Origin of the sequence: Embleya sp. NPDC056575 (assembly GCF_042793325.1) — a bacterium.
GTDB lineage: Bacteria > Actinomycetota > Actinomycetes > Streptomycetales > Streptomycetaceae > Embleya.
On the sequence record NZ_JBHTVA010000089.1, the window covers coordinates 1 to 19,379 of the forward strand.

14 protein-coding genes are annotated in these 19,379 nt (G+C 71.8%); 7 read left to right on the forward strand and 7 right to left on the reverse strand.

Annotated elements, in window-relative coordinates:
* Positions 1-78: 78 nt before the first annotated feature.
* On the reverse strand, positions 79-1,401 hold the full coding sequence (locus ACFRCG_RS42475) for an MFS transporter (protein WP_380041792.1): 1,323 nt from the start codon (positions 1,399-1,401) through the stop codon (positions 79-81).
* A 212-nt stretch (positions 1,402-1,613) separates the two neighbouring features.
* Here ACFRCG_RS42475 and ACFRCG_RS42480 point away from each other — a divergent pair, with 212 nt between their 5' ends.
* Complete coding sequence (locus ACFRCG_RS42480) at positions 1,614-2,786, forward strand: ROK family protein (RefSeq protein WP_380041715.1); 1,173 nt, start codon at positions 1,614-1,616, stop codon at positions 2,784-2,786.
* 102 nt (positions 2,787-2,888) lie between these two features.
* On the opposite strand, the gene ACFRCG_RS42485 is transcribed toward ACFRCG_RS42480, so the two are convergent.
* Positions 2,889-3,734, reverse strand: a complete 846-nt coding sequence (locus ACFRCG_RS42485) for a serine/threonine protein kinase (RefSeq protein ID WP_380041717.1) — start codon at positions 3,732-3,734, stop codon at positions 2,889-2,891.
* A gap of 872 nt (positions 3,735-4,606) precedes the next feature.
* Between ACFRCG_RS42485 and trpS the strand changes: the two genes are divergently transcribed.
* Positions 4,607-5,734 carry a tryptophan--tRNA ligase gene (trpS, locus tag ACFRCG_RS42490; RefSeq protein WP_380041719.1) on the forward strand — a complete coding sequence of 376 codons (1,128 nt, stop codon included), beginning with the start codon at positions 4,607-4,609 and terminating at the stop codon, positions 5,732-5,734.
* 106 nt (positions 5,735-5,840) lie between these two features.
* Here trpS and ACFRCG_RS42495 read toward each other — a convergent pair whose 3' ends face one another.
* A complete protein-coding gene (locus tag ACFRCG_RS42495) occupies positions 5,841-7,442 on the reverse strand; it encodes an MFS transporter (protein ID WP_380041722.1) in 1,602 nt (533 codons plus the stop codon).
* 229 nt (positions 7,443-7,671) lie between these two features.
* On the opposite strand from ACFRCG_RS42495, the gene ACFRCG_RS42500 reads away from it, so the two are divergent.
* Together ACFRCG_RS42500 and ACFRCG_RS42505 are read left to right on the forward strand one after the other, a co-directional pair.
* Positions 7,672-8,400, forward strand: coding sequence for a TetR/AcrR family transcriptional regulator C-terminal domain-containing protein (locus ACFRCG_RS42500; protein ID WP_380041725.1), 729 nt, complete (start codon positions 7,672-7,674; stop codon positions 8,398-8,400).
* A gap of 358 nt (positions 8,401-8,758) precedes the next feature.
* Entirely contained in the window at positions 8,759-10,888 is a 2,130-nt protein-coding gene (locus ACFRCG_RS42505; protein WP_380041728.1) for an MMPL family transporter, read from the forward strand.
* A gap of 86 nt (positions 10,889-10,974) precedes the next feature.
* On the opposite strand, the gene ACFRCG_RS42510 is transcribed toward ACFRCG_RS42505, so the two are convergent.
* From ACFRCG_RS42510 to ACFRCG_RS42520, 3 genes are all read right to left on the reverse strand, one after another.
* Entirely contained in the window at positions 10,975-11,907 is a 933-nt protein-coding gene (locus ACFRCG_RS42510; RefSeq protein WP_380041730.1) for a MerR family transcriptional regulator, read from the reverse strand.
* Positions 11,908-12,022: 115 nt separating this feature from the next.
* On the reverse strand, positions 12,023-13,657 hold the full coding sequence (locus tag ACFRCG_RS42515) for an ABC transporter substrate-binding protein (protein ID WP_380041732.1): 1,635 nt from the start codon (positions 13,655-13,657) through the stop codon (positions 12,023-12,025).
* A gap of 233 nt (positions 13,658-13,890) precedes the next feature.
* Positions 13,891-15,447 (reverse strand): alkaline phosphatase D family protein, encoded by a 1,557-nt coding sequence (locus tag ACFRCG_RS42520; RefSeq protein ID WP_380041734.1) that lies wholly within the window; start codon positions 15,445-15,447, stop codon positions 13,891-13,893.
* Positions 15,448-15,680: 233 nt separating this feature from the next.
* Between ACFRCG_RS42520 and ACFRCG_RS42525 the strand changes: the two genes are divergently transcribed.
* The gene (locus ACFRCG_RS42525) at positions 15,681-16,484 is read left to right on the forward strand and encodes an SGNH/GDSL hydrolase family protein (protein WP_380041736.1); all 804 of its coding nucleotides are present in this window, start codon (positions 15,681-15,683) and stop codon (positions 16,482-16,484) included.
* A gap of 23 nt (positions 16,485-16,507) precedes the next feature.
* Here ACFRCG_RS42525 and ACFRCG_RS42530 read toward each other — a convergent pair whose 3' ends face one another.
* Positions 16,508-17,494 carry a DUF5937 family protein gene (locus ACFRCG_RS42530; RefSeq protein WP_380041738.1) on the reverse strand — a complete coding sequence of 329 codons (987 nt, stop codon included), beginning with the start codon at positions 17,492-17,494 and terminating at the stop codon, positions 16,508-16,510.
* Positions 17,495-17,580: 86 nt separating this feature from the next.
* Between ACFRCG_RS42530 and ACFRCG_RS42535 the strand changes: the two genes are divergently transcribed.
* The gene (locus tag ACFRCG_RS42535) at positions 17,581-18,843 is read left to right on the forward strand and encodes an MFS transporter (protein WP_380041741.1); all 1,263 of its coding nucleotides are present in this window, start codon (positions 17,581-17,583) and stop codon (positions 18,841-18,843) included.
* Between the two features lie 172 nt (positions 18,844-19,015).
* Complete coding sequence (locus tag ACFRCG_RS42540; protein ID WP_380041743.1) at positions 19,016-19,378, forward strand: YciI family protein; 363 nt, start codon at positions 19,016-19,018, stop codon at positions 19,376-19,378.
* Position 19,379: the final 1 nt, after the last annotated feature.

Genomic DNA, 19,379 nt, shown 5'->3' on the forward strand with positions numbered 1-19,379 from the left:
GCCCCCCCGCCCCGCGCCACCCGCCCGGGGGCGTGGGTGCGCCCCGGGCCGTATCGCGCGGTCGGCATTCGCGCCCCATCAGCGCTCCGGCGGCGGGAAGAGCACGGTGGTGGCGGCGCCCGACGGGGAGGTGCCGATCCGGATCGATCCCGAGGCGGGCCCGCGCGATACGGCTTTGGGCGGTGCGGCCTCGGGCGGGGCGGGTCGGCTGCCGGCGGGGGGCGGCGCCGAGGGGTTGAGCAGCCGCGCCGTCGGGATCAGCACCGCGGTGAGGACGGCGACCACGGCGAACGAGGTGTTGAGCGAGGCGTGGTCGGCGATGGCGCCGACGATCGCGGGGGCGATCAGGCCGGACGTGTAGGTCACCGTGGCCACGCCGGCGATCGACCGGCTCGGATTGTCGCCGACACGGCCCGCCGCGGCGAAGGTCAGCGGCAGCACCGCGGCCACCCCGACGCCGAGCAGCGCGAAGCCGAGCGCGGCGGGCAGGGGGGAGTGCGAGGCGGCGACGACCACGGCGCCGACGGTGCTCAGGGCCGCGCCGGCGCGGATCGTACGGGTCACCCCGAAGCGGTCCACCACCATCCCGGAGAGCAGTCGGGCGACGGCCATCGTGCAGGCGAATCCGGTGAACGCGAGGGCCGCGACGCCGGGGGAGGCGCCGGCCACCTCCTTCAAGTGCACCGCGCTCCAGTTCGCCCCCGCGCCCTCGGCGAACACCCCGCAGAAGCCGACGGCGCCGATCGCGAGTACGGCCTTGGACGGCAGCGCGAAGCGCGGTGGTGCCTCGGTGTCGGCGCCACCGCCACCCGCGGCGGCCGGCCGCGCGTCGAGCAGGTCGCGGCCGGCGAACCAACCCGTGGCCGCGAGCAGTACGGCCATGCCCGCCATGTGCAGGCGGGCGTCGAGTCCGGCGAACGCCGCCGCCGCGCCCACGCCCGCGCCGAACAGCGCGCCGGCGCTCCACATCCCGTGCAGCAGGGGCAACGTCGAGCGCTTGACCCGCTGCTCGACCACGAGGCCCTGCGTGTTCATCGCGACGTCGGACATCCCGGCGCCGACGCCGAACACCAGCAGCGCCGCGCACAACCAGACCAGCCCCGGCGCGGACAGGGGCAATAGCGGCACCGCGCACCACACCGCGATCAGACACCGCAGCGCGGTCCGCCCCCCGTGCCGATGCACCAGCGATGCGGCCAACGGCATGGCGAGGGACGCCCCCACCGCAGGCGCCGCGAGCGCGACCCCCAACTGCCCCTCACTCAAGTCCAGATGCCCCTGCAACCAAGGCAACCGCGCCGCGAACCCACCCCCCACGGATCCATGCACCGCAAATATCAAACAAGCCGCGACCCGAGCCCGACCGGCCTCCTCACGCCCGCCGTCGCCGTCCGCGCCCACCGGATCGGCCACCGTGCGCGCACCGCCCACCCGTGCCGCGCTCGCTGCCTCGTGTGTGTCGGTCCTCGCGGTCGCCTCCGGTTCCGCGGGTGCGTTGCCTCCCGTGCGTTGGGCGGCGGTCGGCGCGGTGTGGCAGGTGTTCGTCTCCGTCATGGCCGGAAAATTATCAGGCAGGGTTCCTGAAAGAAAGACTTTGCGTAGGATCGGTTCCCATGACAGTCACCGCCCGTACCGCCACGCCGAGCACGTGTCGTGCGATCAACGACCGCCTGGCCCTCGATCTGCTGATCGAGCACGGCCCCCTCACCGCCGCCCAGCTCAAGACGCTGACCGGGCTCTCCCGCCCGACCGTGGCGGACCTGGTCGACCGTCTCGGCAGCGCGGGACTGATCCACCTGGCCGGCGAATCGGGCACCCGCCAACGCGGCCCGAACGCGCGGCTGTACGGGATCGTCGCGGAGCGCGCCTACATCGCCGGCCTGGATGTCCGCCTGGGCGGCGTCGAGGTGGTCGTCGCCGACCTGACCGGCCGGATCGCCGCGTCCGGCACGCTCGCGATACCGGCGAACCGGGAGCCGACCCGCGCCATCGCCGACGTCCTGGCCCTGGTCGACGACACCGCCGCCCGCGCCGGCGCCGAGACGCTGCACACGTTCGGCGTCGGCGCACCCGGCCTGATCGACCCCGTCACCGGCAACCTGGGGGTGGAGGACTTCCTCCCGGCCTGGCACGCCCTCCTGCCGGCCGCGTTGCGCGACCGCGGCCGGGTGGTCCTGGAGAACGAGGCCAACCTCGCCGGCATCGCCGAACAGCGCCTCGGCGCCGCCCGCGGCCTGGACACGTTCGTCCTGGTGTGGCTGGGCCAGGGGATCGGCGCCTGCGTGATGCTGGAGGGCCGGCTGCGCCGCGGCATGTCGGGCGGCAGCGGCGAGTTGGGCTTCCTGCCGGTCCCGGGGACGGGTCGACTGCCGTCGCGGGTGGACTGCGAGGGCGGCTTCCAGAGCCTGGCCTCGGGCGCAGCCGTGGAGGAGTTGGCCGCCCGGTACGGCCTCACCGGTACCGCCGAGGAATGTGTACGGGCCGCGGCGGAGCGAGACACCGGCGCCGGTGCCGCGTTCCTCGACGAACTCGCCGACCGGGTGGCGCTCGCCGCCGCCGCGCTCGCCGTCATCCTCGACCCGGGCTGCGTGGTGCTGGGCGGGGAGACCGGCCGGGCCGGCGACGCGGCCCTCGCCGGGCGGGTCGAGTCCCGACTCGCCGAGCTGACGCCCCTGCCCACCCGGGTACTCGCGGGGACCGTCCCGGGCAGCGCGATCCTGGACGGGGCGGTCCTGACCGCCCTCGACGACGCCCGCGACGCCCTGTTCGGCAGCCCACAACGCTGAACCCGGCGGGAGACCGGACGCCGTGCCGCAAGCCGGGACCGAAGCCGTCCCCGAAGCCGGGCCCCACCGACGCGACGCCCGACCGGCGCGCGTCCCCGACGATCACACCCGATACGTGCCCGAGAGCATGCCCGCCGGCGCCACCGCGCTCCACGCGTCGAAGAGTTCGGTGACGTTCGAGTAGCGCTCCGCCGGGTCGCGCCGGGTCGCCCGTTCGACCACCGCGAGTTGCGCCAGGGTGCCGCGCCACGCGCGTTCCTCGTCGCCCGCGTCCAGGAGCAGGCGCAGCGTGCGGCCGAGCAGGAACACGGTGCCGGCCCGGGTGACCAGCGCGCCGCGCCGACTGTGCTCGGGTGGCATGTAGCGGGTGGACCCGGACAGTCGGGCGCAGTCGAGTACGAACGGCGCGCCGCGGTACTCGTCCAGGTCGATCAGGTGCACCCGACGTGCGGGGAAGTCGTAGAGCACGCAGCCGTCGTACCAGTCCACCCCGACGTAGCCGGCCGCGTCGATCAGCCGGTGTGCGTCGAGGATCGCGTCCAGGGCCGCGTGTACGTCGTCCAGCGGCAGCGCCCGAAAGCGGGCCAGCGGCGAGGTCGCGCCGGTGCGCAGCAGCTTGCCCGAACGTTTGACGGTCGCGTGGTACAGCACCTCGCCGGATTGCCACGGCCCCACCGTCACGGGCACGCCGCCGGCGGTGAAGGTGTGCAGGATGGGCACGATCGCCGGGTGGCGGACATGCGCGTGCAGGTCGATCGCGCGACGCAGGCTGAGCGCGGACGCGGGGTTGGGGCCGGTCTTGACGAACCAGTTCCCCTCGGCGTGCACTCCGTAGGAGACCGCACCCGAGTCCTGGTCACCGAAGATCGTGTGCACGGTTCCGATCGAGCGCAGGAAAGCGGCGGGATCCTGCGGGGTATCGACGGCGTCGAGCAATGGGTGCGGCACGGCAATCGGCCTTTCCTGACGGGTGTCCGGGACCCGCCGCCCGGGGGTCGGCAGCGTGGACGGATCGAACGTGTGGGCTTCGGGTCCTTATGCGAAGGTAGCGCCCCCGGCAAGAGCGATGGGGCGTTTCCGCGGAAGCCCCGCAGATGAGCGCCCCGGAAGCCCCGCGACCACCCGGGAAGGGAACAGGAATTCGGACACCGATGCCCCGAAAGCGACAATTGCGCAGGCATGTTGCGACCATCGCACCCACCCATCACCACCCACGCACAATCCGCCCGCGCCCGCGCCCGCACCGGCGCGACAGCGGTGCGCGTCGCCGCCGACCCATCTGCCTAGGCCCGACGAGGCGGAGCGCGGGGCGTCCACCGCGTTCCGCCTCGCCCGCCGCACCACGGAGGGGCCTCCCCAAAGGCGTTCCGCGGGGCTATTCAACCCGGCTCGGACCGAACCCCGCCGGACCGACCGGCACGACGCCGCGATCACGTTCGGGGACGGGGAGAGTTGGCGGCACACCGGATCGGACCAGCCACGACGCCGCTTCGAGCCCTGCCACGGTAGCCCCGCCCACACCCCCTCCGACAGACGATTCCCAGACACAAGCCCACACTTCAGCCACGCCAACCCCACCCCCCTCGGCTCACTCCGACGGGAACACCGGAAACCTCACCGGCGCATCGGGCGGGCGCTATGCTCGGGGGTATGCATCGTGTATCGGGTACGAGTTGGTGGCGCTCCGTGTAGGAGCGACCGCCCATTCGGGCCTGACCAGGGTCGTTCGTACGGACGGCCCTTTTTTCGTGTCCCGAAGTGGGAGGCGGGCGGGTGTCGTTCCGGCGGCGGCTCGCCGACCATCCACCGGGAGACGGATCATGAACGACCTGCTCGACACCACCACGGCCGGCACGGCCGCCGGCGCGACCACCCCCACCACCTCGACCGACGCCGTCAATACCTCCGCCGCGCGGCTTCGCAGCGCCGAACTCGAGGAGCGGATCCGACACGAGCCCGGCCGGTTCCGGGTGCTCACCGGCGACCGCCCGACCGGCCCCCTCCACCTCGGCCACTACTTCGGCACCCTGCACAACCGGGTGCGGCTCCAGGACCTCGGCGTCGAGGGATTCCTCATCATCGCCGACTACCAGGTACTGACCGACCGGGACGTCGCCGAGCGCCTGGTCGAATACGTCGAGGGCCTGGTGCTCGACTACCTGGCCATCGGGATCGACCCCGAGCGCACCACCATCTTCACGCACAGCGCGATCCCGGCGCTGAACCAGCTGTTGCTGCCGTTCCTCAGCCTCGTCTCGGTCGCCGAGCTGAACCGCAATCCGACCGTCAAGGACGAGATCGCGCACTCGCGGCAGGCCGCCGTCAGCGGGCTGATGTTCACCTATCCCGCCCATCAGGCCGCCGACATCCTGTTCTGCAAGGGCAATCTCGTCCCCGTCGGCCAGGACCAGTTGCCGCACGTCGAACTCACCCGGTCCATCGCCCGCCGGTTCAACGACCGCTACCCGACGGGCGGCCGGCCGGTCTTCCCCGTGCCCGACGCGCTGCTGTCGGCTGCGCCGCTGCTGCTGGGCACCGACGGCACCAAGATGAGCAAGAGCCGGGGCAACGCGATCCCGCTCGGGGCGAGCGCGGACGAGACGGCCCGGCTGATCCGCGCGGCCCGGACCGACGCCGACCGGCACATCACCTACGACCCCGTCGCCCGGCCCGGCGTGGCCGGCCTGGTGTTGTTGGCCGCGTTGTGCCAGGGGCGCGACCCGCACGAGGTGGCAGAGGAGATCGGCGCCGCCGGAGCCGCCGCGCTGAAGCGGACCGTCACCGAGGCGGTGAACGAGTTCCTGGCCCCGATCCGGGCCCGCCGCGCCGAATTCGCCCGCGATCCCGAGCAGGTGCGGCGCGTGTTGCGGGCCGGCAACGAGCGGGCGAACACGGTGGCCGACGAGACGTTGCGCGAGGTCCGGACGGCGATGCGCGGCATGTACTGAAGGGAGGGCGGCGGCCGAAGCGCCGCCCGGACGGCGGTCGCGGCCCCCGGACACCACCCGCCGCGCCCCCGTCCCGCCTTGCCGCCGCCGCGACCCGTCCCGCCGGTCAGGCCGCCGCCACCCCCGTCCGCTTCGCCGCCGGCCCCCGCGTCCCCGTCTCCACCGGCCGCTCCCGCATCAGGAACGCCACCACCACCGCCGACCCGAGCAGCACCGCGGACCCGGTCCACAGGGCCAGGTGCAGACCGTCGATGAACGCCGTCGAGGCGGCCTCGCGCACGACCGGCGGCGCCGTACCCAGGTGCCCGATGCCCCCGCCGCCACCGGACGTGCTCGCGTCGACCACCTTCCGGGCCTGGTCCGGCGGTACGTTCGCCCGGTCGAGCAGATCGCCCAGCCGGTTCGACATCCGCGCCGTGAGGATCGCGCCGAGCGCGGCGATGCCGACCACGCCGCCCAGTTCGCGCGCGGTGTTGGAGATCGCCGACGCCATGCCGGCCCGGGCCGGTTCGACCCGGGACATCACCGCGATCGAGATCGGCGTGAAGCACAGGCCCATGCCGCCGCCCAGGAACGGCAACACCCAGCAGAACTCCAGGTATGTCACGTCCTTGCCGTAGAAGGACAGCCCGCCCAGCGCGATCCCGCACATCGTCAGCCCGATCACCAACGGCAGACGCGGCCCGATCCGGCCCGCCACCCGCCCGGAGACCGGCGCCGCGACCATGATTGCCAGGGTCGACGGGAACGACGCGAACCCGGCCTCGGTCGGCGTGTACCCGAGCACGTCCTGGAGGTAGAGGCCGAGGAAGAAGAACGCGCCGAACATCCCGAAGCTGACCGCGAATCCGCCCCACACGGCGACGCCGATCACCCGGTCGCGCAGGAAACCGACATCGAGCATCGGTTGGGCGGCCCGCAGTTCGACCCACACGAAGCCGATCAGCGCGACCACGGCCAACGCGCCGGCGCCCAACACGCGAGCCGAGGTCCAGCCCTGGGCCGGGCCCTCGATCAGCGCGAACACCAGCGCGCCGACGGCGGGTACGCCAAGCAGCACGCCCGGCACGTCGAGGCGACCGCGCCGTTCGGCGAACTCCGGGAGTACGAGGGCGCCGATCACGACCCCGGCCACGCCGATCGGCACGTTGATCCAGAACACGCTCGCCCACCCGAACGCGTCCACCAGTGGACCGCCGATCGCCGGTCCGAGCGCCAGCCCCGCACCGGAGACCCCCGACCAGATCCCGATCGCCCGGGCCCGCTCCCGATCGTCGGTGAACACGTGCCGGATGATCGACATGCTGCCCGGCAACAACAGCGCGCCGCCGACGCCCTGGACCGCGCGCCCGGCGATCAGCGTCGCCAACGACCCGGCCAGCGCGCACGCCACCGATCCCGCCGTGAAGACGCCGAGGCCGATCAGGAACACCCGGCGCCGGCCGTACCGGTCGCCCAGCGTGCCGCCGGTGAGCAGCAGCGCGGCGAAGACCAGGCTGTAGCCCTCCATCACCCACTGGAGTCCGCTGACCCCGGCGTCGAGGTCGCGGTCGATGCTCGGCAGCGCGTTGGACACCACGACGTTGTCGAGCATCGCCACGAACAGCGCCACACACAGCGTGGCCAGGATCAGCCCCTTGCGTGGCGCGCCGGCTTGATCCGACCCGGATATCGACCCCGCCCCCGACTCGGAGGACTCGTGCGACATGACTCTCCCTAACAGTGTTAGTCGATCCCTAATGGTGTTAGATTGCATCGCCGCGCCCGCCGACGCAAGAGAATTGATCCGAGCCGCGTCCGAACCGCGTCCGAACCACGTCCCAAGCCGGTTCGCGACACGCCCGAATGCGGAAGGGAATCGACCTGATTCCGAGGAAGACTCGACCGCACGAGGTCGGCGGCAACGCCCTCGGCGGAGTCGACGACGAGGAGTGGGTATGACGGGCAAGGGCCGGGCGCGACCGGACGGCGCGCGCAAGCGGCCGGCGGTGACCCTCGACGCACTGGTCGAGGCGGGCCTGACCGTGCTCGAACGCGACGGCCTCGACGCGCTGTCGATGCGCTCGGTGGCGGCCGAACTGGAAGTACGGGCACCGTCGTTGTACTGGCACGTGCGGGACAAGGAGGAGTTGCTGGACCTGCTCGCCGACGGCCTGCTCGGGCGCGGCGCCCACGAACTGCCGCCGATCCACGGCGACTGGCGCGTCGATCTGCGCGAACTCGCCTGGGCCTTCCGGAAGTTCCTCAAGGACAACCGGGATTCGGTGCGGGTCCTGATGGGTCGTTTCCCGTCCGGTCCCGGGATGGCGCCGGTGATGGAGCATCAACTCGCCATCCTGGACGACGCGGGCTTCGACCGGCAGGACGCGGCCTACATCACCTACGGCCTGGGCCTGCTGGTGAGCGGATTCGTGTACAGCGAACAGCGCCCGATCAGCGCGGCGGTGGCCGCCGGGCTGCCCATCGGCGAGGCGGTGTCCGCGATCGGCGACACCATCGCGGCGTTCCCGGCCGACACCTACCCGCACCTGGTCGCGGCGGCCCGCGAACTCACCGGCCCGGACATCGACGAACGCTTCACCTTCGTCCTGGAACGGTTCCTGGACGGCCTGGTCGCACTGCCCCGCCGACCGAGGACCCAACCGCCGGCGGCCGCCGGCGCATGACCGATCGCGACCCCACCCGTCCGCTGCGTCACGATTCGCCCGCCGATCCGGCCCGGCCGTGCGGTGAGTTCACCAGCTATTAACCCGTCCTGTGCCCAACAGCGCGGTATTCGGTGGACGGTAGGGCAGTCCGTCCAGGACAATCCGCCGTCGGACCGCCGGCAAGCGATGAGTTTCGGGGCGCCGGACGGTCCGAATCTCGGTATGGCACACAGCAACAACAGCACCGCACGGTTGGCTACGCGCGGTGCTGCGGACAGCCTTGGTCGCGTGTTCTCGAACCCGGCACAGAGCTGAATCCGTGAAGTCGATCGACCGCTGCTTCCGTTTGGGAATCAGCTCATCAGCTGGGGGATACATGGACCGGATCAAGGCGCTTGCGGCGTTGCCGTGCGGGCGCCGATCCAAGTGGGTCGTGCTGGCCTTGTGGGTGGTGCTGCTCGTTGCGGCGGCGCCCCTGGCGAGCAAGCTGACCGACGCACAGAACAACGAAGTCTCGTCGTGGCTGCCCGCCGACGCCGAGTCCACGAAGGTGATCAACGAGCAGAAGGACTTCCACCCGGACACCACGGTGCCCGCCGTGGTCGTCTACGAACGTTCGTCGGGCCTGACCCAGGCGGACCAGGACGCGATCCTCGCCGACCGCACGAAGTTCGGCACCGCCAAGGGCGTGACCGGCAAGATCGAGGACACGAGCTTCGACAAGGACCACAAGGCCGCCCAGATCCTGGTTCCGATCAGCATCAAGGACGGCGGCTGGAACGATCTCGGCGACGCGGTCGACCAGCTCAAGGAAGCGCTCAAGGACAACCCGACGGGCCTGAAGTCGTACGTCACCGGCCCCGCCGGGCTCGGCGCCGACCAGGCCGAGTCGTTCGAGGGCATCGACGGCACACTGCTCTACGCCACCCTCGGCGTGGTGGTGCTGATCCTGCTGTTCACCTACCGCAGTCCCGTCCTGTGGCTGCTCCCGGTGATCTCGGCGGTGGTGGCACTGTTCAGCGCCCAGGCCGTGGTGTACCTGTTCACCAAGGCCGGCCTGGTCGTCAACGGGCAGAGCGCGGCCATCCTGACCGTGTTGATCTTCGGTGCCGGAACCGACTACGCGCTGCTGCTGATCGCGCGCTATCGCGAGGAGTTGCACCGGTACGAGGACCGGCACGAGGCCATGGCGGCGGCGATGTTCCGCGCCGGACCGGCGATCGTGGCCAGCGCCGCCACCGTCGGCGTCGGCATGTTGTGCCTGATGGCCGCCGAGATGCAGTCCACCAAGGGCCTGGGCCCGGTGTGCGCGCTCGGTGTCCTGGTCGGCCTGATCGCGATGACCACGCTGCTGCCCGCGCTGCTCGTGATCGTCGGCCGCTGGGTGTTCTGGCCGGTGCGTCCGCAGTTCGAGCCGGACGCGATCACGCACGACGAGAAGGGCGTCTGGGCCCGGGTCGGCCGCAAGATCTCCGGCGGTCCCCGCGTGGTGTGGATCATCACCGCGGTCATCCTCGGCGTGATGACCATCGGCCTGACCAACCTCAACGGCGACGGCATCGCCAACAAGGACTCCTTCACCAACAAGCCGCAGTCGATCCACGGCCAGGAGGTGTCGGAGCGCTACTTCCCCGCGGGCTCCGGCGACCCGATCGTGGTGATCGGCAAGGAGTCCGCCGCGGCGGCGCTGATCCAGGCGATCCAGGGCACTCCCGGGATCGCTCCCGGCCAGGTGCACCAGACCGGTGCGGTGAACGGCCGGGTCCAGATCGAGGCGACGATGATCGCCTCGCCCGACTCCAAGGCGGCCAACGGCACCGTCGATCGGGTACGCGACTCGGTGCACGGGGTTCCGGACGCCGCGGCCAAGGTCGGCGGCGGTACCGCGACCCGCATGGACATCACCTCGGCGTCCGAACACGACGACAAGGTGATCATTCCGCTGATCCTGCTCGTGGTGCTGATCGTGCTCGGCCTGCTGCTGCGGGCGGTGGTGGCGCCGCTGGTGCTGATCGCCACCGTGGTGCTGTCGTTCGCCGCGGCCCTCGGGATCAGCGTGTTCACCTTCGAGCACCTGCTCGGCTTCAAGGGCACGGACGTCGGCTTCCCGCTCTTCGTGTTCGTGTTCCTGGTGGCGCTCGGCATCGACTACAACGTGTTCCTGATGAGCCGGGTCCACGAGGAGTCGAAGCGACACGGCACCCGACGCGGCATGCAGATCGGCCTGGCCGCGACCGGTGGCGTGATCACCTCGGCCGGCCTGGTGCTGGCCAGCACGTTCGCGGTGCTCGGCACGCTGCCGATCGTCGCGTTCGCCGAGATGGGCTTCACCGTCGCGCTCGGCGTGCTCCTGGACACCTTCATCGTGCGCTCGGTCCTGGTCACCGCACTGACCCTGGACATCGGCCGCAAGATCTGGTGGCCGAGCAAGCTGGCCGAACACCCGGAGGAGGACGACCCGGAGCCGGGCGGCGGCGACACCCGCGAGGGCGTACTGGTCGGCTGATCCGGTAGCGCGAGACCGGAGGGTGGTGGGCGGATCTCCCGCGCCCACCACCCTCTTCGCGTTTTTCCCCGGGCGTCGGTTCGGGCCTACGCCCGGGCGCGCAGCGCCTCCGTGAACCACGCGAAGACCGGGGCCGCGCTGGGCCGGGCGGGCCAGCCGTTGATGATGCCGAGCAGGGCCCAGTAGCGTTCCGCGCGCGGGTCGTCGCCCACCTCCATCCGCTCCACCAGCGATGCGACGAAGGCCGTGTCGGCCGGGCGGCCGAAGGCCGTCGCATAGGCCGCGATCAGCTCGGTGACCACCGGCTCGGCCGCGGTCGAGGTCGGCTCGATCCCGGCCGCGCGGGCCGCCTCGACGCGCTCCCGGGTGAGTTCGGACAGCCGCTCGTAGGTGCCCTGGGGCAGCTCGTTGGGGCGGTCGCGCGCCTGGTACTCCGCCATCCGCCGGATCGACGCGCGGAAGTCGGGGTCGGTGACCAGTTCGCCGAGGTCGACCCACGCCTCCAACTGTTCCTGGGTCGGATCGTCCGGCAGACTCGGCAGCCCGCAGCGCATCCGGGCCAGGAAGTCCGGGTCCACGTCCAGGTCGGCGAAGGTCGCGTCGAGGAAGTCGGTGATCAACTTCCGGCGTTCCCCGTCGGACAGTCGGGCGAGTTTGTGCATCAGATTCATCTCCTCGGGACTCGAACCCCGCCCGGCCACCGCGCGCAGCACGGCCCGACGCAACCGCAGCGTCTCGATCTGGGTGTCCAGCGCCCGCGCGTGCGCGTCGGCGACCTCGGCGACGGTGACCTCGCGGACCAACACCCGTTGGATGGTCGCCAGGTCGACGTCGAGGTCGCGCAGCGTGCGCACGAGTTCGAGACGGGCCAGTGCGTCGACGTCGTACAGCCGGTAGCCGGCGGGACTTCGTCGGGTGGGCGGCACGACCCCCGCGTCCGCGTAGAACCGGATCGTGCGGACCGACAGACCGGTCCGTCGAGCCAGGTCGCCGATCGAATACAGGGGCGCGCCGTCCATGTCCCTCACCGTGCCGTCTCCACCCGGTGGAGACTCAAGTCCGAACCCCGAGGGTACGGCCGCCGAGGCCGGGCCGGATCGGCGCCCGTCCTTCGTCCCCCGGCCCCGGACCGGATCAGCCCTTGAGCCCGATCCGGTCCATCAACACCATGCCGTCGTTGCTCAACACCATGCCCACCACCGTCGACCGGTGGAACGCGGTGACCACCGACGACTGGTACGTCCACAGCGGCGCGTCCTGCTTCAGCTGCGCGGCGACCGCGGTGTAGGCGGCCTTGCGCTGCGCCGGGTCGTTGGTCGTCCGGGCCCGGTCCAGGTTCTGGTCGACGGTGGGGTTCGCGTACAGCAGATAGTTGTTCGGGCTGGTGCTGTACAGGTTCACGTACAACCCGGGTTCGGCGTCCGAGAGGTAGTAACTGAACATCGCCGCCTGGTAGTTCTTGTTGATCACGATGTCGGTCTGGAACGCGGCGATCGGCATCGGCGCGATCTTGACCGAGATGTTCCGCAGCGCGCGGAGCGAGGTCATGATGTATTCGGCGGTCCGCTGCGCGTTGGCGTTCTGCGGGATGGAGTAGGTGAAGTCGAGCGGCTTGCCCTCCGCGGCCAACTCGTCGAGCAGCCGCTGCGCCTGCGCACGGTCGGTGCGCTGGACGGTCTCGGTGCCCGCGTCCACGAGCGGGCTCTCCGGCGGGAAGATGCTGTGCGTGGGCGTGCCGTTGCCGCTGAACGAGATCTTGTTCACCTCGTCCGCGTCGAGCGCGAGCTGCACCGCGCGCCGGGCGCGCACGTCGTCGAACGGCGCGCGTTTGTTGTTGAAGTAGATCGACTCGCCGCCGATGATCGTGACGACCTTGGTCTCCAGGCCCTTCTGCCTGGCCTTGACCGGGTCCTCGGCGTTGACCGAGACCTTCATGTCGGCGCCGCCGGAGTAGACCGTCTCCAGGCCCTGGGTGCTGTCCTGGATGACCTTGAACACCACGGTCTCGGCGTACGGCTTGGCGGCGCCCTGCCAGTAGCCGCGGTTCTTGACGAAGGTGATGTGGTCGCCGGTGGTCCACTCCTTGAAGGTGTACGGGCCGGCGCCGACGGGGCTGCGGGCGAAGCCGGCCGGGTCCTTCCGGTACGCGGTGGGGGAGACGATGAACGACAGGTTCGAGGCCACGATGTGGTCGAAGTTGGCGTTCGGGCCGGTCAGGGTGATCTTCAGGGTGGTGGGATCGACCACCTCGGTCGCGTTGACCGCCGCGATCGTGCCCGCCTGATACGACTTGCGCGCCGGCGCGGCGTGCTCGTCCCAGGTGAACTTGACCGCCGCCGCGTCGTACGGGGTGCCGTCGGAGAACTTGACGTTCGGCTTGAGCTTGAGCGTCCAGGACGCGTTGCCCGGGTCCGCGGTCAGGCTCTCGCCGATCTGCGGCATCACCTTGCCGGTCTTGGCCTCGTGCCAGAACAGCGAGTCGTAGACCGCGTTGAGTCGGCTGTTGTCGGTGTACGAATTGCTCAGCGCGCCGAAGGGGTCCATCGAGCGCATGTCGCTCGCCATCGCCACGGTCAGCGTGCCGCCGGGCTTGGGTGCCACCGTGGAGGTGTCCGCTTCCTTGCCCGCCGCGTCGTCACCGCCGCCGCACGCGCCGAGCACCAGACAGGCGGCGACGGCGGGGACCACGGTGCGCACGATTCGCCCGACGGGTACGCCGGCTCGGGCGCCGGGGCGGGTGGGGTCGGGATGCTCACGTGCGTTGTCCATGCGTGCGCCTCGTTTCGCTCGGTGCCTCGACCCCTTAGGGGCGGTCGGAGGCGGAGCGTAATCGAAGCGGCGAACGATCTTTGTCGCGCTTTTTCGGGTAGTGATGGACGTTTCGCCGTATGCATGGGACGAGTTGCCCGCCGAGCGGGAGCCCTCGTCGGCGGACGAGGGCTCCCGTGACGGTGTGTCAGTGAGTGGAACTGACGGTGCGTCAGTACTGGGCTGACGGCGCGTCAGCGGGTCGGGCGCAGGGTCTTGCTCCACAGGACGGTGGACGTGGCGTCGCGCAGATTGACCGTCAGGTTGCCCGACGGGCCGTCGATCTCGACCTCGCCGAAGTGCTGGAAACCCTCCAGCGGCGAGAAGTTCGCGCGCGGCGGGGCGTGCACGAACTCGGCCTTCGGGCCGAAGGTGCCGTCCAGCGCGTTGGGGCCGAACGCGCCCGCGTTCAGCGGGCCCGAGACGAACTCCCAGAACGGGTCGAAGTCCTGGAACGCGGCCCGCGACGGGTCGTAGTGGTGCGCCGCCGTGTAGTGCACGTCGGCGGTCAGGAACACGATGCCCCGAACACCGCGGCGCTGCGCGGTGCGCAGGACCGTGGCGAACTCCATCTCCCGACCCAGCGGCTTGCCCGGGTCGCCCTGCGCGACACCCTCCTGCGCGTTGGCGCCGTCCGGCACCACCAGGCCCAGCGGCAGGTCGTTGGCGATCACCTTCCACGTGGCCCGACTGCGCGACAGACCCTCGATCAGCCACTCGCGCTGCCGGTCGCCGAGCATGCCGCGCTTGGGGTCGGCGTAGCGGTTGTCGTCGTTGCGGTCCTTGTAGGTGCGCATGTCCAGGACGAACACGTCCAGGTGTCGGCCGAAGGACAACTTGCGGTACACCCGGTCGTCGCCGATCGGCACCCACTCGCGAAACGCCTGCCTGGCCCGCGCGGCGAGCACGTCGACGCGCTTCTCGGTGTAGCGCGCGTCGTCGAGGATCTGGCCCGGGTACCAGTTGTTGCGCACCTCGTGGTCGTCCCACTGGTTGATCTGGGCGACCTCGGCGGTGAACGCGCGGTAGTTGCGGTCGAGCAGGTTGTACGCGAACTGGCCGCGATACTCGGTCAGCGACTCGGCGACCTTGGACTTCTCCGGGGTGACCACGTTGCGCCAGATCCGGCCGTCGGGCAGCTTGACGCTCTCCACCAGCGGGCCGTCGGAGTAGACGGTGTCGCCGCTGTGCAGGAAGAAGTCCGGGCGCAGCCGGCGCATCTGCTCGAAAATGGTCATCCCGCCCAGGTCGGGGTTGCTGCCCCAGCCCTGGCCGACACAGTCGCCCGACCACAGGAAGCGCACATCGGAGCGGCTGTGCTCGTGCGGCGCGGTGACCAGCGAGCCGGTGATCGCCTCGCCGGCCGCGCCGCGCTCGCCCTCGACCCGGACCCGGTAGTGGATCCGCTTGCCCGCCGGCAGGTCGCGCAGCCGGACCCGGCCGGTCAGGTCGCCGTCGGGGGTCAGCCACGGGCCGCGCACGCGGCAGGCGTCGCGCAGGTCGGGCCGGGTGCCGTACTCGACGATCAGTCGACCGGGCGAGTCGGCGCGGCCCCACACGATCGCGGAGGACGCGGTGACGTCGCCGCTCTGCACGCCGTGGCTCAGCGCGGGCCGGCCGGACGCGACGAAGGCGGGCGCGTCCGACGTCGAGGCAGAGGCGGAACCGGCGCCCAGGACGGGGGCGATCGCCAGGCCGGCGCCGACGACGGAGCCGGTACGCAGGAGGGTCCTTCTGTCCACTGATGTCATGGATATGTGTGTAGTGGCGTCGGGCGACGCGGGGGCGAACGCCGGCTTGACGGTTCGTCAAGTCTGGTCGGCGGGCCGGGGGTGGATCCGCCCGCCGACCCGCGGTCGAGGAGGCGGACGGTGCGGGGGCGGCGGCCGGCCCGGGTCCTTCCCGGGGGTGATCGTGGTCAAGTCGGTCGGCCGCGCGGCCGATACCTCCGACGACGTGCCCACGTTCCGGAGGAGACCCACCCGTGCCCTCGCTTGCCCGTGTCGCCGCCCCCCTGGCCGCCGCCGGCCTCGTGTTCACCGGGCTCGCCGCGCCCACCGCGCGTGCGGCGCCGGCCGCGCCGACGTCGAGCTACGCGGCGCTGGGGGATTCGTACAGTTCGGGGGTGGGGGCGGGCGACTACCTGCCCGACGGCGGCGACTGCAAGCGCAGCGCCAACGCGTACCCCTCGCTGTGGCACCGGGCGCACCCGGCGGCGGAGTTCGCCTTCGCCGCCTGCTCCGGTGCGACCACCGCGCAGGTGCTGGGCGGGCAGACGTCCGTGTTGAACGCCGACACCACGCTCGTGACGATCAGCGTCGGTGGCAACGACGTCGGCTTCGCCGACACGATCCGCACGTGTGTGCTCGGCGCCGATCGGGACTGCGCGGACGCGGTGGCGACGTCGACGGCGTACACGCGCGACCGGCTGCCGGCCGACCTGGACGCCACCTACGCGCGGATCCGGCTGCTCGCTCCGCGCGCGCGGCTGGTGGTGCTCGGGTATCCGCGCCTGTTCGAGTTGGGCGGTTGCCTGTTCGGGCTGAGCGAGGCCAAGCGGCGGGTGCTGGACGAGGCCGCCGACGTGCTGGACGAGACCACGGCCGGGCGCGCGGCGGCGGCCGGCGCGGACTTCGCGGACGTACGGGACCGGTTCGCCGGCCATGGGGTGTGCGGGGCCGACGAGTGGCTGCACGGGGTGACGTTGCCCCTGGACGAGTCGTACCACCCGACGGCGACGGGGCAGGTGAAGGGCTATCTGCCGGGATTGCTCGCGGTGGCGGGGTGAGCGGTGGGCGGAGCGCGCGTGCTTCAGGGCGGGCCCTCGGTCAACACCTCGCCGAGCGCGGTGCGTTGGTAGCGGACCGAGCGGCCCACGCGCAGACCGGTGATCAGCCGGGCGCGACGCAGTACGGCCAGGTGGTCGCCGACGGTGCCCAGGGGTAGGTTCAGCCGGGCGGCGAGTTGGGTGGTGGTGGCCGGGATGTGCAACGCGCGCAGGATCAGCGCGCGCGTGCCGCCGAGCAGGTCGGCCAGCGCCGCGTCGTCGGAGGGGGCCGGGGCGCCCATGAGTTCGGCCACGCCGCGGGCCGGATAGACGATGGCGTACGGCCACGGCGGCTCCACGTAGACGATGCTCGCGCCGAACGCCGAGGGCACGAACAACAACCCCGCGCCGCCGAGCACGATCGTGCCGTTGTCCTGGTGGCCGGCCACCTCGATCGTGCCCTCGTCGTGCCAGCGCAGCCGGGGCGACAGGTCGCTCAGCGCGGCGCCCCACCCGTAGGTGGTCAACCGCCCGGCGGTGCGCACCAGATCGTGCTGCAACACCGCGCGCAGCGCCGGCCACTGCGGTTCGAGCAGCCTGGACCACGCCGCCTCCATCGCGTCCGCGAGCCGCACGACCACGTCGGGTGCCTCGAACAGCGCGCGCGCCGCCGCCGACGGTGGGCGCAACCCGGCCAGATTGCGCGCCAACTCGCCCCGGGCCCGGTCGAGCGAGGTGGCCCGTACCGCGGTGAGTTCGTCCCCGATGCCGGTCGGTATCCCCGCCGGCGGCGGATGCAGGAAGTCGGCGTTGTAGCCGCCGCGCCGATACAGCGAGGTCATCGCGGCGACCGCCGGCATCTCCCGACGCAGCCGCTCGTACGCGGGCCGCAGCCGTTCGATCCACGGCCGCAGCGGCCCGGCGTGATGACTGCCGGCCAGGGTCCGCAGCACCAACACGGTCTCGCCCAGCGGGGAGATCGCGAACCTGCTGCGCGCCACGTCGGCCGGCCCGACCTCGATCCTGAGCACCCGACACCTCCCGCCCGCAGCCTCCCAGGTTTCGGCCTGTGCCGAAAGTTTGGCCCACGTCCGGCGTGCCTCGGCAGGCTCGCCGCATGATCGGTGACGACGTCAGACCGGCGACCTACCGCGAGATCTTCGCGGTGGGTGCCTTCCGGGTGCTCTTCGGTTCCTACGTACTCCTGCTGGTCGGCGACACCGTGCGGATGCTCGCGCTCGCGGTGCTCGTCTACGAACGCACCGGGTCACCGGCGCTGTCCGCGCTCGCGTATGTGGCGGGCTTCGTGCCGCAGGCGTTCGGCGGGGCGCTGCTGCTCTCGCTGACCGACCGGCTGCCGGTGCGGGCGGCGATGGTGGGCTACGACCTGATCCGCTGCGTCATGGCACTGGTCCTCGCGGTCGACGTGTTGCCCGTGTGGGCGGTGTTGGCGCTGCTCGCGAGCGTCGGCCTGGTCAGCCCGGTCGCGGGCGCGGCCCGGCAGCGCACCCTGCCCGAACTGCTGCACGGTGACGCCTATGTGCTGGCCCGCTCGGTGTTCGGGGTCACGGCCGGGGCGATGCAGGTGCTCGGGTACGCGGTCGGCGGGGTGTTGCTCGCGCTGGTCGGCCCGGGCGGTGCGCTGGTGTTCGCCGCAGTCGCGGCGCTGGTGTCGGCGGTGGTGGTGCGCTTCGGGTTGGCGCGCGAGACGGCGGCGGAGCGGGACGAGGTCGAAGCGGGCGGCGGCGTGGCGGGTGGCGGCGGGCCGGCGCCTCGGTCCGAGGGCACGATACGGGCGACGTGGCGGGTCAATCGGGAACTGCTCGCCGATCCGGTCGTGCGCGGACTGCTGCTGGCGCAGTGGGTGCCGGCGAACCTGATCGTGGCCGCGGAGGGGGTCATCGTGCCGTACGCGCCCGATCACGCGGGGCTGTTGTACGGCTCGGCCGCCGGCGGGATGTTGCTCGGCAATCTGCTGGTGGGGCGCTTCGTCCGGCCGGCCCGACGGGAGCGGCTGGTGCCGTGGCTGGCGCTCCAACTCGGTATCCCGCTGCTGTTCGTCGCCGCGAGCCCGCCGGTGGCGGTGACGGCCGCGCTGTTCGTGCTCTCCAACGCGGGCTTCGCCTACCAACTCGGCCTGCAACGCCGGTTCCTGGCCGCCGTCCCGAAGGCGGGCACCGGGCAGGCGATGGGGCTCGCGATGACCGGGACGATGACCCTCCAGGGCGTGAGTATGGCCGGCGCCGGTGCCCTGGCCGGGGTGTTCGACCCCGGGCATGTGATCGCGCTGTCCGGCGTGGCGACGATCGTCGGGACGGCCATGGTGTGGCGCGTGTTGCGGCCCGGGGACGTGCCGGCGACGGAGGTCGCGGTGGTGTGAGCGGCCGGCGGGGGATTGGTCCGACTTCCGCGCGGCTTCGCGCGGCAAGATCGCCTTCGGGATCTCGATCCGACATTCTGTGCGCCGGGATGTCGAGAACGGCCGGCCGACTCCGACCCGGATACGAGCGGCCCGCAGGGGCCGACGCGGCGCACGCACGAGGAGCGAAGTCATGAAGTTCATGTTGCTGATCTACAACCGCCCCGGTTTCGTGGAGGAGCTGTCCGACGCCGAGCGCGACGAGTTGTTCGGCGAGGTCGGCACGATCATGGCCGAGCTGACCGCGTCCGGTGAACTGCTCGGCGGCGAGGCGCTCGCCGACCCGACGCAGACCAAGACGGTCCGGGTGCGCGACGGGGTGCCGGCGGTCACCGACGGCCCGTTCATGGAGGCCAAGGAGCACTTCGCGGGCTACCTCCTCGTCGAGTGCGAGAGCACCGAGCGGGCCACCGACATCGCCGCCCGCTGGCCGGACGCCAAGCGGTGGGCGATGGAGGTACGGCCGTTGATGTCCGAGTCGGGGACGGAGATGTGAG

Excerpts from the sequence above, each read along its gene's own strand:
- ACFRCG_RS42480 (WP_380041715.1), top strand. The coding sequence starts at position 1,614 with ATGACAGTCACCGCCCGTACCGCCACGCCGAGCACGTGTCGTGCGATC.
- trpS (WP_380041719.1), top strand. The coding sequence starts at position 4,607 with ATGAACGACCTGCTCGACACCACCACGGCCGGCACGGCCGCCGGCGCG.
- ACFRCG_RS42495 (WP_380041722.1), bottom strand. The coding sequence starts at position 7,442 with ATGTCGCACGAGTCCTCCGAGTCGGGGGCGGGGTCGATATCCGGGTCG.
- ACFRCG_RS42500 (WP_380041725.1), top strand. The coding sequence starts at position 7,672 with ATGACGGGCAAGGGCCGGGCGCGACCGGACGGCGCGCGCAAGCGGCCG.
- ACFRCG_RS42505 (WP_380041728.1), top strand. The coding sequence starts at position 8,759 with ATGGACCGGATCAAGGCGCTTGCGGCGTTGCCGTGCGGGCGCCGATCC.
- ACFRCG_RS42510 (WP_380041730.1), bottom strand. The coding sequence starts at position 11,907 with ATGGACGGCGCGCCCCTGTATTCGATCGGCGACCTGGCTCGACGGACC.
- ACFRCG_RS42515 (WP_380041732.1), bottom strand. The coding sequence starts at position 13,657 with ATGGACAACGCACGTGAGCATCCCGACCCCACCCGCCCCGGCGCCCGA.
- ACFRCG_RS42520 (WP_380041734.1), bottom strand. The coding sequence starts at position 15,447 with ATGACATCAGTGGACAGAAGGACCCTCCTGCGTACCGGCTCCGTCGTC.
- ACFRCG_RS42535 (WP_380041741.1), top strand. The coding sequence starts at position 17,581 with ATGATCGGTGACGACGTCAGACCGGCGACCTACCGCGAGATCTTCGCG.
- ACFRCG_RS42540 (WP_380041743.1), top strand. The coding sequence starts at position 19,016 with ATGAAGTTCATGTTGCTGATCTACAACCGCCCCGGTTTCGTGGAGGAG.